We start from the raw sequence: 16,433 nt of genomic DNA on the forward strand, positions 1-16,433 counted from the left end.
TGAGAATTGCCGGCGTACTGCCGCAGGCTGGTGTGGGGGTGCAGAATAGGCCGCGATGCGCGTACTCACCAAGGCCTATCTCTCCCGCAGCCGATTGTTGCTGTGGGCGAAGTACTCTGCGTCCTCCGTGATCGCCACCGTGGTCAGCCAGGTGGCGTTCGCGCTGTGTTACTGGTTCGGTACGGCGGCGATCGTCGCGAGCCTGGTCGCCTGGGTCTCCGGCGTGGTGCCGAACTACGTGCTGAACCGCCGCTGGACCTGGGGCCGCAGCGGGCAGAAGTTGCCGTACACAATCATCGTGGTCGGGTCGGCGATCATAGCCGCGGTGGTCACGTCCGTGACCGATCACCTGGTGCAGCCCCTCGAGTCGCATCTGTGGAAGACCGCTCTGGTGACCGGCTCGTACCTCGGGACCTATGCGGTGCTGTTCATCGTGAAGTTCGTGCTGTTCGACCGGCTGGTGTTCGCCAGGACCGGCGCCGCCCCCGCCGAAGCACGTACTCCCGTAGCCACGTCGTCGTCATGACCCGCCCGTAGTTCGCGCCGTACACAAGGCCGGGGCCCTTCTTGCTGCTGCCGTCTCCACGGCGGCGCATCGTCATCGGCAGCTCGACCACGCGGGCTTGCAGCGCGAGCGCGCCCAACAGGAGTTCGGACGACTGGTACTGCGCTTCACGCAGCGTCACCGCCGTCGCCAGCTCAGCCCGCATCGCACGGAACCCGAACGACGTGTCGGTCAGCTTCTGGCGCGTGAGGACCGACGCGAGGACGGCGAACACCCGGACGCCGACCCAGCGCAGCCGGCTGTCCGCGTCCTCCGCTCCGAGGCGGCGCGACCCGGTGACGAAGTCGGCCCGGTCGAGCAGGATCGGCTCCAGAAGGGTTTCCAGCTCGTCGTTGTCGTACTGACCGTCCGCGTCGGTTGTGACGACGTACTGCGCTCCGCCTTGCGCTGCCAGGTGGTACCCGAGCCGGAGCGCCGCGCCCTGACCACGGTTGCTCTTGGCAACACATACGTAGGCCCCGTGTTCACGGGCGACCTCGGCGGTGTTGTCGGTGGCGCCGTCCACGACGACGAGCACATCGACCGGGAGCCCCGCGCAGGTCTTCGGCATGTTGGTGAGCACGGGCCCGATGCCGTCAGCCTCGTTGTAGGCGGCGATGACTACTACGACTGGAGCGAACTCTGTTGTTTTCAGGTCCTTTGCGGCTTCGGAGTCCACGGCGTCCGGGTAGTCCGCCATCGGAGGTCGTGCCTGGTCCTTGCCGAGCACCGCACGTAAGCCGATGGCACCTGCCAACGGGAACAACACCAGGCCCGGCAGTTGGTAGCGCCAGGAGAACTCAAAGGCCGCTGAGCCAAGCAAGAGGATCGCTCCGGCCGCAACAGGCAGGAGCGCTGCTGCGCGGAGTCCAGATCCCTTTGCTCGCCCCAGCCCGGCTACTGCGGCCAGTGCGATCAGAGCGCTCAGACCGAGCAGTGTGCCGGACGTGTAGCCGCCGTGGAGCTGGTAAGCGCGCAGAACGACCGCGGGCCCGTGAGAGACGTGTGGCTCGGACCCTCCCCATTTCACCGCGGCCTTTGCGGTGTTGGGGTCTTTGAGGTTCGGGTAGGTCAGCTGGAACTGCCAGCGGTCCAGCGGTACGTCGTTCGGCTCGCTGGTCCGAGTAGGTGCGAATCCCTTCGCGAAGTCTTTCAGCGCTGCCCAGGTCACGTCCAGCGGCTGGTGCTTGATGACCTCGTGTGCGAACTCGGTCGCCAGTTGACGCTTCGTCGTACCGGGTGGAAGCGGGCCGGGCCAGTTCGGGTCGCCGTAGTGGTTGTGGGCGTAGTTGTCCACGCCTAGGCGTTGGCCGAGCGGTTCCTTCGGGCAGAACAGGCGCGTGCCCTCGTTGAGCGGCAGCTTGGCGCAGTTCGCGACCGTGGCGGTCCGCCCGTACAGGATCTGGTTCTCGGCGCCGGTGAAACCCCAGCGGCCCGTTTCCGCGTGGTAGTAGCCCGCGTACGCGGCGAAGACGATGCCGAATCCCGCGACGGCGGCTGCTGTACGGCGTACCTGCTGTTTCTTGGTGGCGAGGAGGTAGAGCACGACTGCGATGAGGAGGACCAGGCCGATCGCGCGGACCGTGAAGGCGGCGCCGACCAGTACGCCGACAGCGCCCGCGCGCCGCCAGCCCGGCACGCCCTTGGCGAGGAGGAGCCAGAGGATCGCCACCAGGATCACGTCGAACGTGGTCTCGGCCATGATGTTCTGCTCGATCTGCACCTGGTACGCGTCGAGCAGGATCGGCGCGGCGGCGAACGCAGCCAGCCAGCGGTAGACCGTGAGCCTGCGCGCCAGGGCGTAGATCGCGACACCGAGCAGCAGACCGGTCAGGTGCTGCACGATCACTACGAAGGTGAGTCCCCCGATTGCAACCAGTGGGCCGAGCACGAAGTCGTACCCGATCGGGTTGAGCTTGTCCGGGCTGAGCTCACCCATGTTGGTCAGGTACTGGACGGAGTCGGTGTAGATGATCGCCGGCCGGTACGCGACGACCGCGAGCACCCGCAGCACCATCCCCACCACCAGGAAGACGGCCAGGAGCCAGTGCTTCCTCAGTGCTCTTTGCAGCTTGCTCACTGCGTTTTGAAGTACTGCCACGTCCGGGCCAGACCGTCCTCCAGCGACACCGTCGGCCGATAGCCGAGATCGTTGGCGATGTCCACGACCACGGCCGGCATCTCGCCCGCCGGCGCGTCGATGTGCTCGGCCGGCACCGGGCATCCGGTCACCGCGCGTACCGCATCGATCATCTCGAGCACCGACACCGACCGCCCGGACCCGATGATCGCGCGCCCGTCGTACCTGCTGTCGAGCGCCAGCAGCACCCCGTTCACCACGTCGTCGATGAACACCAGGTCCCGCCGCTGCCGCCCGTCGCCGTACACCTTCACCCCGGTGCCGCTCAGCGCCGCCCGCATCATCCGCGGCACGAAGCTGTCCTTGTGCGACATCCCCGGCCCGTACACATTGGTGAACCGCAGCGCCGCGGTCGCCATCCCGTAACTCCCCGAGTACGCCGACAGCAACATCTCACCCGCCGCCTTCGTCGCGCCGTACGGCGTCAACGGCCGCAACGGCAGGTCCGCGGTGATGGTCGACGTACCGACATCCCCCACAACCGCGTTCGTCGACGCCAGCACGAACCGGTCCACGCCACTACCGCGACTCAACTCCAGCAGAACCTGGGTAATCGTCACGTTCTGCGCGAACGTCTGCATCGGCGCGTCCACCGACCGCAACACCGACGTCAACGCCGCCAGATGCACCACCGCCGTAGGCCGAGTCTCAAACGCCGCAACACAAGTCTCCTGCTCCGCAAGATCCCCCGTCACCACATGCACCCCGGAATCCCACGAAGGATCCGGCGGCTCCCGATCCACCGCAGTAACCAACACCCCCCCCCCCCGCAACGCCCCCACCAAACCCCGCCCCACAAACCCCGACGCCCCCGTGACCAGCACACGTTCGTCCATACCCTCAACCTACCCGCGCCCCCACACCGCGGGCCACGGACCGCCTCTCAGCCACAGTGCCGATACAAGCCGTCACTGACCGGACGGAACTGGCTCGTTCGGATACAACTGCTGCCACAACCAGAGAAGGAACTCGTCATCTGTGCTCCAGTCGTCGCCGTCGGCGGCGAGGCCTATCGCGTCGCTCGGCAATCCTTCGCGGTCGCCCGCCAACAGCCGCGACAGCTCCGACCTGAAGGTCTGCAACTCCGCGTCGTCAGGGCGATCGCTCTGCGCCCGGCGTTTCAGGGCGGCGAAGTTGTCCGGGTCGGCCTCGGAATGAAGATGGGACTGCACAACCGCCAGGAAGGTGGCGAACGGCGCATCGCTGTGCTTCAGCCAGTACTCGCCGGAGTAGCTCACGTGGATCTCCTCAGTCATTCTTCGAACGGACGCGGGAAGAGCGTGTAGATTCCGTACCTCTTGGCTTCAAGATTCCGCTTGAAGACGATCTTGATGTCGCCGCCTTCGAACGTCGGAATCCGTTCGACCTCTGGTTCGGGCATCTCCGAGAGATCCCCGCCGGCCCTTGCGACTTGCAACCATTCTTTCCGAGCAGCCTTCGCCTCCGGCCAGCCCTTCAGCGTGAATCCCGAACAGAACTCGTGACCGTCCGACCCCAAGAGCTCCGCGATGGGTACGGCGATGTCACGAGGCTGGACGTTCTCGTCGAAGGGCCTGTCCAGCACCGCGCGCACCTCAGGGTGCTCCGCCGCCATGACATAGACCGCGGCAAGAGCCGTCGCGTCATGAACCCTCGTCGAATCCTTGCCGCAATAATGCTGCTTGGAGTCGTCGATGCCGTCGACGCCAAGCGCCCGTTTCTCGGGGTCCGGCTGCGCCGGGTCTTCGTTGAAAGCGACCCTGCGGGCTTGCATCTCGTCGGAGCCCATCGCGCCGTGGCGGATGTGACCATGACCGTCCGACTGGTCGATCGAGGCGTACACGCTCTGGACGATCGGCTCGCATTCCGCGGCCGGCGCCAGCCAGGGACGGGTGTCCTTGCTGGCGGCGATGTAGGCCACTCCATTCCGTTCGTCCTCCGCCCGTCGGTCATTTCCTTCGGTCCGGTCATCAGGCTGAACGTCGTCCGCCTCGGATACCTCGGGTTTCGGCGGTCGCGCCATCGCCAGCCTCTCTGGATCCCAACGGTCGAAGCGGGACTTGATCGGCTCGCTGTCGACCTCGGTGTCGACCGAGAACGGCACGGATACATCTGCTGCCTCCTCGGCCGGATCCCCGCTGTTGTCCTCGGCATCGGTTGCTGCGCCGGACGATTCGTCCTCCATCTGCTCTGCAACTCGTCTGCCGGTCACGGTTTCCTCGGACTGATCAGACTCGGCGTCGGCCACCGGCTGTGCGGCCTCCCTCGCGACGTACTGCTCCTCGACGCCAGGCTCGGCGCCCCAACCCAGGCGCGTGAATCTCGGGTCGCGGAGCATCTGCTCGCGCAGGTCGGCAGACAGGTGATCAGGCGTCTCTTGGCTGGTCGTTTGAGTGCCGTCGGACAGCCTGGCTTCGACGGGCCGGTCTGCTTCGGCTCGGCCTCGTTCGTCAGCGGGCTCGGCCGCTTCCGACACGACCCGATCCTCAGCAGGTTCCTGTCGCCTGTCGATCTCCGCGTCCGGTCGTCGGTCGACCGGGGCCGGGTCGAGACGCGGCTCGTCGGGGTCGCTCGGCTCGATGGGTTCCGATGGTCGAGACGGTCGATCCATGCGCTACTCGCCCACCGTTTCGAGCATTCGGAAGACGTAGCGGTGCCATCCGCTCGGCACGGTCAGTCCGCGGGTCGCGGTCAGCAACTGCAGGTACGGCTCCGAGGCTGTCGACAGCCGGGCGGCCGCGCTGAGAAGTCTTCCGTCGCCGAGTAACAGATCAGTGGAGGTTTCGGGCGAGCGGCACTTCAGGAAGCTTCCGATCTGTTCCTCGATCGTCGCTCCCGAAACCTTCAGGCCTCGGGCCTCCCACTCCAAGGTCAGAGGGTGCGGCGCATCCCATGGCCCGCTGTACGACCGCAGTGCGTCGGCGACGTCCGCGTACCTGAAATCACCAGCCTGCCACTCGATCTCCGTTGCCGGGCATTGCAGCTCCTGCCCCCTGAGGACGCCAAGCACGGTCCGGGCAAGATGATCGATCAGAAGAGCTGGTGAGATGTCGGTCTCGATAGCGGTGACCCGTCCCGTCACCGCACGACCCACGACCTCGGCGATGGCGCACTGCAGTGTCTCTGGCGAGATGTCGGTGAAGGACCACGCGGTTGTCGGAACCGGTTTGGGGAGAGCGGCGAGGTGCGCCACCGTCAGCAGTTCGACCCAGAGAACGAAACGCGGATTGTCCTCGAGGAACCGTGCGGCGTCTGCGATCTGTCGTAGTGTGCACAGCCGGTCTTGGCAGCTCACTCCGCAGATTGGACTTCGCCGACCGGCCGCCGCAACGGTCGGAGGTGACGCAGCGCGGCGTTCACGTTCCTCGCCGGGTGGGATTCGGACGAGGATGGGGCGGTCCATGCCATCGGTGAAGGTGGCGGCTTGGCCGGGTGGGAGGGAGACGACGGCTCGGGATTGGGGGGTGTCGAGGTTCATGGTGGCGCCGACGGTTTCGCGGTCGTCGGCGGCGGGGAGGCGGTGCAGGATCTTGAGGGCGGAGTTCTTGACGACGTCGGGGATGACCTTGGCGGGGATCTGTTCGGCGACGACCAGGCCTTCGCCGTAGGCGCGGATCTCGGCGAGCAGGCCGGCGAACATCTCGACGGCGTGACCGGCGGTGCCGTCAGTGCTTGCCTTGAGCAAGCGGTGGGCCTCTTCGACGACGGTGACGTGTCGCAGGGTGGACGACGGGCCGCGGCGGACGCGGAGGTGTTCGATCAGGCGGATCAGTACGACGCCCATGCAGAACGCCTTGTCCTGGTCGTCGCCGACGTCTTCCAGTTCGAGTACGACGTTGCGGCTGAGGAGGTCCGCGACGTCTAGCGGGTGCCCGCCGCCGAGGAATCGGCCGGGTGTCCCGAGCAGCAAGGAGGTGAGGCGGACGTCGACGAAGCCGCGGACGTCGGCGGCGAGTTCGGCGCCGTACCCGATGTCGTCGACGACCTGGCGTGCGGTGAGCTGCAGATCTGCGAGCGTTGGGTACTGCGGGCCGCCGGTGCTGAGGGCGAGGTCCCAGCCGTACGACGTGTAGCAGCGGGTCAGCGCTTGGCTGAGGACCTGTGGGAAGGGTTCGTTCGCCTCGAACGCGGCGAGGAAGAGTGCGCGGACGAGGTCGAGGTGCGTCTGGAGGGGGAACCCGGCTTCCGGTTCGAGTGGGTTCAGGCTGAGCGGTACGGCGTCCGGGTCGCCTAGCCGGACGACCGCGACACTTGAGTCCGGGCCCAGTCGGCCGGCCATTCCGGCGTACTCCGCCTTTGCCGGCTCGATCACCAGCCACGGTACGGCGGCCGCGGTCAGGCCCTCGAGCAGGTGGCGGATCGTCTGCGATTTGCCCGAGCCGGTGGCGCCGGCGACGAACGCGTGCCGGTTCAGGGTGTCCTGGGAAACGGTCATGGTCCCGACCGCGCGCCCGGACGCGTCGATGACGTCGCCCAGCGGGATCCCGTCCGCAGGCGTTTCAGGCGTCAGGTCGAAGCGCACTTGTTCGACGACGCGAACCCCGGCGATCTCCCGCACCGGCGGCCGCGCAACGGCCGCCAGCAACTCCCCGGTCGCCGCGAAGCCAGTCGGCTCCAAACCAGTGGTGTTGTGAAGGGTATACGGCGTGGCGTGCAGGTCGGCTGTGCCGGACAGGGTTTGTGCGATCAGGTGAGCCGTGGACTCGTCGGTGGCGCCGGCGAGGATCTGTACGGTCCACAGACCGCCCTGGGCGGCGGAGAAGTCGCGGTACCGGGCGCGATCGCGCTCCAGTTCGAGCGCATCACGCCCCGAGATCTTCTCGCGGTCCAGCCCGATCGTCATCCGCAGGTGAAGATCGTCGAGCAACTCGCCCCGATCCTGCGCGCCGAGCGGCGAAGCCCGCACCAGCCACGCGAACGCCGGCAACGCCTCCGCAAGATCCTCCAGCGTCCCGGCCGGCTCCACCTCAGCCTCAGGAAGCGCAGTGAGTACGTCGTGCGCACCGTCCACACCCACCCAGTAAGCGAAGTCGACCGCGTCCGCAGCGACCGCCCGCGCGCCGACCGGGTACGAAACCGCGCCGTCCACAGGCTCGATCCCGACCCGAACCTCGATCGGCCCGCCGGCCACCGGACGCGTCCAGCAACAACTGAACGCCCGACCAGCCGCCGCCTGCACACTCAACGCAGGCAACAACCCGCGCCGCAGCGCCGTCAGCCGCCCAGCCGCCTCTGTCTCCGGACCACCCGCCAACGGCACCGAGCTGATCCGCCACCGCGGGACACCGGACGCGATCACGAAGCACCCAACCGCGGATCGCAATCACCCAGCCGCGGACTGGCCGGATCCAACGGATCCACCATCACAAAGGCCGTCGGCGACAACCCCTGCAGCACCGTCGGCTCGACGGAGTACTCGTACGTGCGCTGATACCCGACCGACGTGCTCTCCGTGGTCCCGCTCGACGCGGACGTCGACGCCGACTCCGACCACGACGTACCGCCCGTGGTTGACGACGAGGACTGCTCGCCCGAGGTCTTGGACCCGGATCGATGCCGTCGACTGAACAGCAGCCCGAACGTCGCCTGCCGGCTGTCCGACGTCTGTACGCCGACCGAATCGCTCGTCGACGAACTGTTGCCGCGCGTGGTGCTGTCCGATGTCGACGTGGACGTGTTCGTCCCGTGCGAATACGTGAACTGGCTCGCCACCAGCCGGTGCTGCCGCCCGATGAAGGTCGCGGCCTGCTCGGCCTCCTTCGCGTTCCCGAGGCGCATGAACAGTACGGCGTCCCCGCCGCCGAGGAGCTCCACCGCGCTGTCCCGCAGATGCGCGAACAGCAGCACGAGGCGGATTCCGTTGCGTCGGCAGATGGCGTCGAACCGCTCGAGCTCCGGACGCGCCACCGCGTCGGCCCCGGCGATGACGACGATCCGCTCGCCCCGCCCCGACAGCTGACCGCGCTGGATCCGGACCATCGTGATCTGGAACAGCAGGTGCCTGAGCAACGACGCAGTCAGCTCCGGCTCGCGATGCGACAGCTCGAACACCCGCAGCGAGACGTCGTCGTCCTCCCACCCGTCCATCGGCGCATCACCGGTGACCGCGGACAACCGCTGCACTCCGGCCGCCAGCCGGAACAGCCGCGCCTCCGCCGTACGCCGGGCAGACTCACTCAACAGATCGGACAGCCTTGCGTACTCGGACCGAGTCAGCGCGTCACGCTGGTCCAAAGGCAGCTGCCGCAGCAGCACCTGGAACGCCAGGTGCAGCCGAGTGAAGGTCGCCGGAGCATCCGTCAGGCACTCGACGACCTGCTGCACCAGGGTCGCGTCGACACCACGCGACTCGGTCTGCTCGGGCTCGGCCGCGCGCAGCCCTTCCGCGACCGCGACACCGATCTCATCAGCGCTCAGACCGGTGAGCGGGTTCAGCGAGCGCGCCTCGTCCGGTACGACGGCGGACCGGATCGGTGCACCGTGGTCGGAAGCCATCTGGCGCAGCGGCTCGATCACGGCGTTCTGTGTGAGGTCGAGGACGACCAGACGCCCGCCGGCGCTCATCAGCGAGCTCCCCATCGCGAGCAACGCGGAACGCCAGCCCGCGGCAGTCCCGCCGTACAGGTCGACGCGCTCTTTCGTCACTGGGCCGACCGGGACCCACGGGCGTACGGCGCTGACCTGCAGGGACTTGGTCTGCTCCCGATCACTCAGGTCCTGCTGCCACGCCTGTACGTCGCGCTCGAACCGGGCCATCGTGCTGACGCAGTGGGCCAACCACAGCTGATGCTCCTTGGCGCTCGCCCGCCGTAGCAGCTCCGGCCGCCCCCAGCACAACCAGCCGAGGCCGAGCGCTACCGCCGCGGGCACCAATGCCACCAACGGATCGACCACGACACCGACCACACCGGTGGCTACGACCGCAGCGACCACCGTCCAGGTGAGGACAGGCCGCATCCGTACGGCGGCAGCCCGCTTGGTCTCGAGCGTCGCGAGCTCCGACGGCGGCGGTACGGCGGGTACGGGCGGGTCCTGCTGCTCTACGACCACTACCTCTCGCCCGCGGTACTCCCAGCCCCACTGCTCGGCCTCACGCGTCGCGACCGCCGGCTCAGCCATGCTGCACACCAGCCGGGGCACCGTTCAACCGCTCCAGGACCACGCCACGCGCCAGATCCGCCAGGATCGCCTCGGCTTCCTGGACCGTTGCCGAAGCACGGCTGACGGTCGAGTCACGTTCAGCGTCGTCAGCTGTGGTGAACCGCCGGCGACACCCGGCACAGTGCGTCGCCGACAGGTCGGACCACGAGCCGCAGTACGAACAACGGCGGGCCGCTAACAACCGCTCGGCTGTGGACAACCGTCGACGTTCCAGCAGGGCGCGCTGCCAGCGCGCCTGGGCCTGCGGCAGGTACTCGACCAGTTGCTGGTCCGTGAAGCTCTTCCCGCCGCCGGCCAGCACCGCCGAGGTCAGCCTCGCGGCGGCGTCCCGGTGGACAGCGGTCGCCTTCCCCATCGGTCCCACGGTCACCAGCAGCGGGAACCAGCCGAGCGTCTGCACTCGCAGAGCCGCGTCGCCACGGTTCCAGCGCAGGGACATGGTCGAGGTGTCGTCCAGATCCGCCGTCCAGCCGGCCGGGCGCAGTGCCACCTCGAACAGGGCTCGCTGCGGGGCGTCCAGGGAGGCATGGGGTAACAGCAGGTGGGTGTGCTGCCGACGGACCAGCCCGGCACGTTCGACAGCCACTACGTCCTCCCGAGAACGTGCGGTCTCCCCAGCGGACCGCGCAAGGTAACTGTAGTTACCGCCTGTGCCTGTCGCAGCCCGATCGCGTTGCCACTTGTGGAAAACTCCGGCTCGAAGCGGACCGAACGCGACGAGGCCTTGACCGCGCGTGATCGGCGGGAGACGATTCCGGCCGGGCGTGGGCTGACAACCTTGTCATCGGGGCCGCGTACCCACACCGGCGGACGGGGGTCGCGTCGGTCCGGCCGTGCAAGGAGCGTAGATGGATCTCCGCCGCCCACTGGGTCTCGTCACGTCTCTCACGTTGGTTGTGACAATGTCTACTGCCATGACGCCAGCGCACGCTGCTCCGGCCTCTCCACAGGAGGTTGTCAGCGGTACGTCGTACTTCACCTCGTTCGAGCCGGGCCAGCCACAGCCGGGCTACACCGACACCGTCGAGACCGGTCCGGACGGGAAGCCACGCACCGACGGGGTGCGCGGGCCGACGCCGACCGGGATCGGCGGCAGCGAGATGGACAAGGTCACCAAGGTGACCGCGAACGGCGAGAACACCGGTGGCGGCGAGATCGCCACGAACGCCGCCGACGGTGACAAGTTCACCAAGTGGCTGGTGTTCGAGCCGACCGGCTGGTTGGTCTACCAGACCTCGGCCCCGGTGGTGATCAAGAAGTACGCGCTGACCTCCGCGAACGACGCGGACGGCCGCGACCCGCAGAACTGGACCATCTCGGGTTCGAACGACGGCACCACGTGGACCACGCTGGACACCCGGACCGGTCAGAGCTTCGAGAACCGGTTCCAGACGAAGGAGTACAGCTTCGCCAACGACACGGCGTACACGTACTTCAAGCTGGACATCACGCTGAACCACGGCGAGAACATCGTCCAGCTCGCCGACTGGTACCTGTCGAACGGCGCCCCGCTGCCGCCACCCGGCCCGGTCGCCGAGTCGCGTCTCGACTCCGGCCCGACCAGCGCGTACAACGCTCGCGCCCGCGTCGGCTTCACCGGGGTCAAGTCGTTCCGGTACGCCGGGCACCAGGACGCCGAAGGCCGCGGGTACACATGGAACAAGGTGTCCGACGTCGACCTGAAGGTGGGTAAGGACACCCGCCTCTCGTACAAGATCTTCCCGGAGCACGTCGAGGGCGACCTCAGCTACCCGAGCACGTACGCGGCGCTCGACCTGGCGTTCTCCGACGGCACCTACCTGAGCGACCTGAAGGCCAAGGACCACCACGGCTTCGAGCTCAGCCCCCGCGGGCAGGGCGACTCCAAGGCGCTCTACACGAACCAGTGGAACAACGTCGAGGCCGATCTCGGCAAGGTTGCCGCCGGCAAGACGATCACGCGGATCCTGGTCGGGTACGACAAGCCGTCCGGGCCGGCCGAGTTCCGCGGCTGGATCGACGACGTCCGGATCGCCGCCGCGATCAACCCGGACCGCGCGGCTCAGAAGACCGCGGCCAAGCACCCGTCGGATCTCGCGCTGACCACCCGCGGCACGAACGCGACCGGCGGTTTCTCGCGGGGCAACAACTTCCCGGCGACCGCGGTACCGCACGGCTTCAACTTCTGGACGCCGGTGACGAACGCCGGGTCCACCTCCTGGCTGTACGACTACGCCAAGGGCAACAACGAGGCGAACAAGCCGACTATGCAGGCGCTGTCGATCAGCCACGAGCCCAGCCCGTGGATGGGTGACCGGCAGACCTTCCAGGTGATGCCGTCCGTCGCGGGCACGCCGACCGCGGACCGGAAGGCGCGCGCCTGGTCGTTCAGCCACGACAACGAGATCGCCCGTCCGTACTACTACGGCGTGACGTTCGACAACGGCAACGCGGCCGAGATCGCGCCGACCGACCATGCCGCGCTGCTGCGGTTCAGCTTCCCGGCCGGCAAGGCGTCGCTGGTCTTCGACAACGTGAACAACAACGGCGGGCTGACGCTCGACCCGGCGACCGGCGTGGTCACGGGGTACTCCGACGTCAAGAGCGGACTGTCCACGGGCGCCGGCCGGTTGTTCGTGTACGGCGTCGTGGACCAGAAGGTACTTGCCTCGGGCAAGCTGTCCGACGGTGGCGGAGCGAACGTCGGCGGGTACTTCATGTTCGACGCCAAGACCACGCAGGTGCAGCTGCGGCTCGCCACGTCGCTGATCGGCACCGAGCAGGCCCGGAAGAACCTGGAGATGGAGCTTCCCGCGGGATCGAAGTTCGGCAAGGTCAAGGACGCCGCACAGGCCGCGTGGGACGCCAAACTCCACACGATCGAGGTCGAGGGCGCGACGGCCGACCAGCTGACCACGCTGTACTCGAACCTCTACCGCCTGTTCCTCTACCCGAACAACGGCTCCGAGAACACCGGGACCGTCAAGGACCCGGTGATCAAGTACGCGTCGCCGACCTCGCCGAAGGTGGGCACCGACACCCCGACCACGACCGGTTCGAAGATCGTGGCCGGTCAGACCTATGTGAACAACGGGTTCTGGGACACGTACCGCACCGTCTGGCCGGCGTACTCGCTGTTCGCGCAGGACGAGGCGGCGGACCTGGTCAACGGATTCGTCCAGCAGTACAAGGACGGCGGCTGGATCTCCCGCTGGTCCTCCCCCGGCTACGCGAACCTGATGGTCGGTACGTCGTCCGACGTGGCCTTCGCGGACGCCTACCTCAAGGGCATCAAGGGGATCGACGTCCAGGCGATGTACGACGCCGCGGTCAAGAACGCGTCCGTCGTACCGCCGTCGCAGAACGTCGGCCGCAAGGGCATGGACCTGTCCACGTTCAACGGCTACACCGCCAACACCACCGGTGAGGGCTTCAGCTGGTCGATGGACGGCTACATCAACGACTACGGCATCGCGAACATGTCGAAGGCCCTGTACGACAAGGCGAAGAAGAACGACCCGCGCAAGCAGGAGTACCTGGACAACTACAAGTACTTCCTGAACCGGGCCCGCAACTACGTCACGCTCTACGACCCGACGGTCGGCTTCTTCCAGGGCAAGGGCCCGGACGGTGTCTGGGGCAACTCCCCGAGCACCTTCGACCCGCGCGACTGGGGCCACGACTACACCGAGACGAACGCGTGGAACATGGCGTTCTCCACTCCGCAGGACGGGGCCGGCCTGGCCGCGATCTACGGCGGACGGGACGGTCTGGCGAAGAAGCTCGACGAGTTCTTCAGTACGCCGGAAGACGCGTTGCACACCGGTGGGTACGGCGGCACGATCCACGAGATGCTCGAGGCGCGTGACGTCCGGATGGGGCAGTACGGCCACAGCAACCAGCCGTCGCACCACATCACCTACATGTACGACGTGGCGGGCCAGCCGTGGAAGACGCAGGCTCTCGTCCGTGAGGCGTTGTCGCGGTTGTACACCGGCTCGGAGATCGGGCAGGGGTACCCGGGTGACGAGGACAACGGCGAGATGTCGGCGTGGTACCTGTTCAGCTCGCTGGGCTTCTACCCGCTGCAGGTCGGCTCACCGTCGTACGCGATCGGCTCGCCGCTGTTCACCAAGGCGACCGTCCGGCTGGCCGGCGGCAAGAAGCTGGTGATCAGCGCACCGCAGAACTCCTCTCGCAACATCTATGTGAAGAGCGTGAAGGTCAACGGCAAGAACTGGACCTCGACAGCGTTGCCGCACGACCTGATCGCCAACGGCGGCAAGATCGAGTTCGAGATGACCGACCAGCCGAGCAAGTGGGGCACCGGCCGGAACGACGCCCCGCCGTCGATCACCAAGCCCGGCGAGGACCCGATGACGTGGCGTGACTCGACGTCCGACACCGGGGCCGTGATCGGTGCGGGTGGTGCCGACGTGTCCGCCCTGATCGACAACGACACGAAGACCCAGGTCACCCTCACCGGTGCCCAGCCGACCGTCACGGTCGCGCTGCCTCAGGGTCGTCCGGTCGGTATGTACACGCTGACGAGTGGTGCCACGGGTACGGCGCCGTCCGCGTGGACGCTCGAGGGCTCGAACGACGGTACGACGTGGAGCACGGTCGACCGGCGTACCGGCGAGAAGTGGCCGTGGACGTCGTACACGAGGTCCTTCAGCATCGCCTCGCCCAAGGCGTACACGCAGTACCGCCTGGTGTTCACTCCGCCCGCTGACGGCGTCACGCTGTCGGAGATCGAGCTGCTGGGCACCCTGCAGGGCGTCGAGACCGGTACGCACCCGAGCGACAAGCGCGTCGCCGAGACCAAGCCGAGCCCGACCCCGTCCCAGTCGATCGACCGCAACTACGGCTGAGAGATGACCAGAGGGCGGCGGCTGGTGCCGTCGCCCTCGGTGTGGTCGGCGGAGCCTGCCCCTGAGAGGTTCCGCCGGAACTTAAGGAGGGGTGGCGGTCCCCGCCCGGACTGCCACCCCTTCACCCCTATCGACGCTCGAACCCCGTCGAGGGTTGCCTCACTCCAGAACTGTCCACATGCCGGACAACGACAGGAACCAGACCAGGTTCACGGCCAGCACTCCGGCCGTCGCGGCGACCGCGAACACCCATCCGAGACCGGCCCGCAGCGCCAATACGGGCAGCGCCAGCGCTGTGGCCACACCACCGAGCTGTACGGCGAACAACGCGCCACCGCTCTCGACGGTGCAGCTCGCCCCGGTCGGCGGGCACAGCGGCGCACCGAACTGACGCATCAGCGCGTACGCGACGCCTGCGATCACGCCGACGACGAGCGCCTGCAGGGCGACCCTGCCGACCGTCCGGGCTTCCATGGGACCACGGTAAGTACGCGACAGGGCCAGCGCCTGAGCAGAACTACTCAGCCGGACCAGCGGCCGGTGAAGAAGCCGGCGGCCCAGATCGCCGCCAGCGGTATCGCCACGGCCAGGTAGAGGCGACCGATCCACGGTCTGCGTCTGGCCAGGACCGCGAGACCGATCCACAGCGGCCACATCAGCAGGGTGGCCCGGGTGAGTGAGTAGATCCAGAACGACGTACAGAACGCACCGATCGTGGCGGCGACCCAGGCTGCCTCGCCCCAGGACCGGCGCCAGAACAGCCAGGCGAGCAGGACCAGCCCGATGAACAACGTGACCAGTTCGGCCCGGAACATCCAGGTCCAGTCGCTGCGGTCGGCCGGGAAGTGGCCCTTGCTCGCGGCCTCGAAAGTGTGCATCAGCGAGATCCACGGCCAGGTGAACTCCCGCGCCCAGCCCTTCTCCTGCGCGTCCTGCCAGGCGAACCAGGAGCCGTGGATCTGCTTCAGGTACGCCATGAAGCCGAGCACCGGTACGACGGGCAGCGCCAGCCACGGCAGCGACAACCAGTCCCGCTTCTTCGAGGTCACGAACTCGACGAGCAACGCGAAGATCAGGAACAGCCCGGACACCCGCACCGTGGACGCCAGCGCGACGAAGACGGCGGCGCGCGCCCACCGCCCCTGCCGCGCGGCCAGCCACGCCGGGAACGCGAAGGCGCAGAACAGCGCCTCGGTGTACCCGGCCGCGAGGAAGACCCCGACCGGAGCGCCGTACCAGACCATGGCGGCGTTCGGGCCGATGCCCTTCAGCTCCGGGAACTCGTACTGCGCCAGGCGCGCGAGGTACACACCCGCCACGGCGCTGGCGACGGCCGACACCACGATGCCGGCGGCAACGTAGCCGATACCGGTGTAGCTGACCAGCCGGACCAGCACCGGGAAGCCCGGAAAGAACGCGGCCAGCGGCGCACCGGACGGCTCACCGTGGTTGTAGCCGAACTCAGCGACCGCCTTCAGGTGCCAGACGTCCCACTGCAGCCAGGCCTTCCACACGTTCGGGTAGTCACTGCCCCGGTTGAACATGAGCGGCGCGGAGACCGACAGCACGAACAGCGCCACCCGGGTGACCAGCCACCACCCGAGCACCTCCCGAGCCACCGGCGTCGGCATCCACCGCTGCCAGCCCACCCCGTCGACCCGGGCCCGCCGAGCCTTCCCCGGCCTGGGCTCACCGGCAGCCGAGCGCTCAAACACGCCCCCACCGCCGCACACCACAGTCCACCCGAGTCACAGCC

The 16,433-nt window shown here is 67.7% G+C and carries 11 protein-coding genes; 2 read left to right on the plus strand and 9 right to left on the minus strand.

From position 1 onward, the window contains the following. Window positions 1-55 precede the first annotated feature (55 nt). Entirely contained in the window at window positions 56-526 is a 471-nt protein-coding gene (locus tag E0H50_RS02740) for a GtrA family protein (RefSeq protein ID WP_131284340.1), read from the plus strand. Here E0H50_RS02740 and E0H50_RS02745 read toward each other — a convergent pair. From E0H50_RS02745 to E0H50_RS42735, 7 genes are all read right to left on the minus strand, one after another. Beyond that, complete coding sequence (locus E0H50_RS02745; protein WP_238150727.1) at window positions 429-2,624, minus strand: glycosyltransferase; 2,196 nt, start codon at window positions 2,622-2,624, stop codon at window positions 429-431. The two genes, E0H50_RS02740 and E0H50_RS02745, sit on opposite strands and share 98 nt — an antisense overlap. Then, window positions 2,621-3,520: an NAD-dependent epimerase/dehydratase family protein gene (locus E0H50_RS02750; RefSeq protein ID WP_165546978.1), complete on the minus strand. Its 900-nt coding sequence runs from the start codon at window positions 3,518-3,520 to the stop codon at window positions 2,621-2,623. The genes E0H50_RS02745 and E0H50_RS02750 overlap by 4 nt, the downstream gene beginning before the upstream one ends. Window positions 3,521-3,592: 72 nt before the next feature. Continuing rightward, on the minus strand, window positions 3,593-3,940 hold the full coding sequence (locus tag E0H50_RS02755; protein ID WP_131284342.1) for a hypothetical protein: 348 nt from the start codon (window positions 3,938-3,940) through the stop codon (window positions 3,593-3,595). Further along, a complete protein-coding gene (locus E0H50_RS02760; protein ID WP_131284343.1) occupies window positions 3,937-5,139 on the minus strand; it encodes a hypothetical protein in 1,203 nt (400 codons plus the stop codon). The genes E0H50_RS02755 and E0H50_RS02760 overlap by 4 nt, the downstream gene beginning before the upstream one ends. A gap of 138 nt (window positions 5,140-5,277) precedes the next feature. After that, window positions 5,278-7,962 carry an ATP-binding protein gene (locus tag E0H50_RS02765; RefSeq protein ID WP_165546979.1) on the minus strand — a complete coding sequence of 895 codons (2,685 nt, stop codon included), beginning with the start codon at window positions 7,960-7,962 and terminating at the stop codon, window positions 5,278-5,280. After that, complete coding sequence (locus E0H50_RS02775) at window positions 7,959-9,782, minus strand: hypothetical protein (protein ID WP_165546980.1); 1,824 nt, start codon at window positions 9,780-9,782, stop codon at window positions 7,959-7,961. Before E0H50_RS02775 ends, E0H50_RS02765 begins: the two co-directional genes overlap by 4 nt. Next, window positions 9,775-10,410, minus strand: a complete 636-nt coding sequence (locus E0H50_RS42735; protein ID WP_165546981.1) for a hypothetical protein — start codon at window positions 10,408-10,410, stop codon at window positions 9,775-9,777. The genes E0H50_RS02775 and E0H50_RS42735 overlap by 8 nt, the downstream gene beginning before the upstream one ends. A 328-nt stretch (window positions 10,411-10,738) precedes the next feature. On the opposite strand from E0H50_RS42735, the gene E0H50_RS02785 reads away from it, so the two are divergent. Next, window positions 10,739-14,677, plus strand: coding sequence for a GH92 family glycosyl hydrolase (locus tag E0H50_RS02785; protein WP_238150728.1), 3,939 nt, complete (start codon window positions 10,739-10,741; stop codon window positions 14,675-14,677). Window positions 14,678-14,836: 159 nt separating this feature from the next. Here the strand turns inward: E0H50_RS02785 and E0H50_RS02790 are convergent, their stop codons facing one another. Both E0H50_RS02790 and E0H50_RS02795 read right to left on the minus strand, forming a co-directional pair. Next, complete coding sequence (locus E0H50_RS02790; RefSeq protein ID WP_131284354.1) at window positions 14,837-15,151, minus strand: hypothetical protein; 315 nt, start codon at window positions 15,149-15,151, stop codon at window positions 14,837-14,839. A gap of 47 nt (window positions 15,152-15,198) precedes the next feature. Beyond that, window positions 15,199-16,392 carry a mannosyltransferase family protein gene (locus E0H50_RS02795; protein ID WP_238150729.1) on the minus strand — a complete coding sequence of 398 codons (1,194 nt, stop codon included), beginning with the start codon at window positions 16,390-16,392 and terminating at the stop codon, window positions 15,199-15,201. Between the last annotated feature and the right edge of the window lie 41 nt (window positions 16,393-16,433).

It is taken from the genome of Kribbella sindirgiensis, from assembly GCF_004331435.1.
GTDB lineage: Bacteria > Actinomycetota > Actinomycetes > Propionibacteriales > Kribbellaceae > Kribbella > Kribbella sindirgiensis.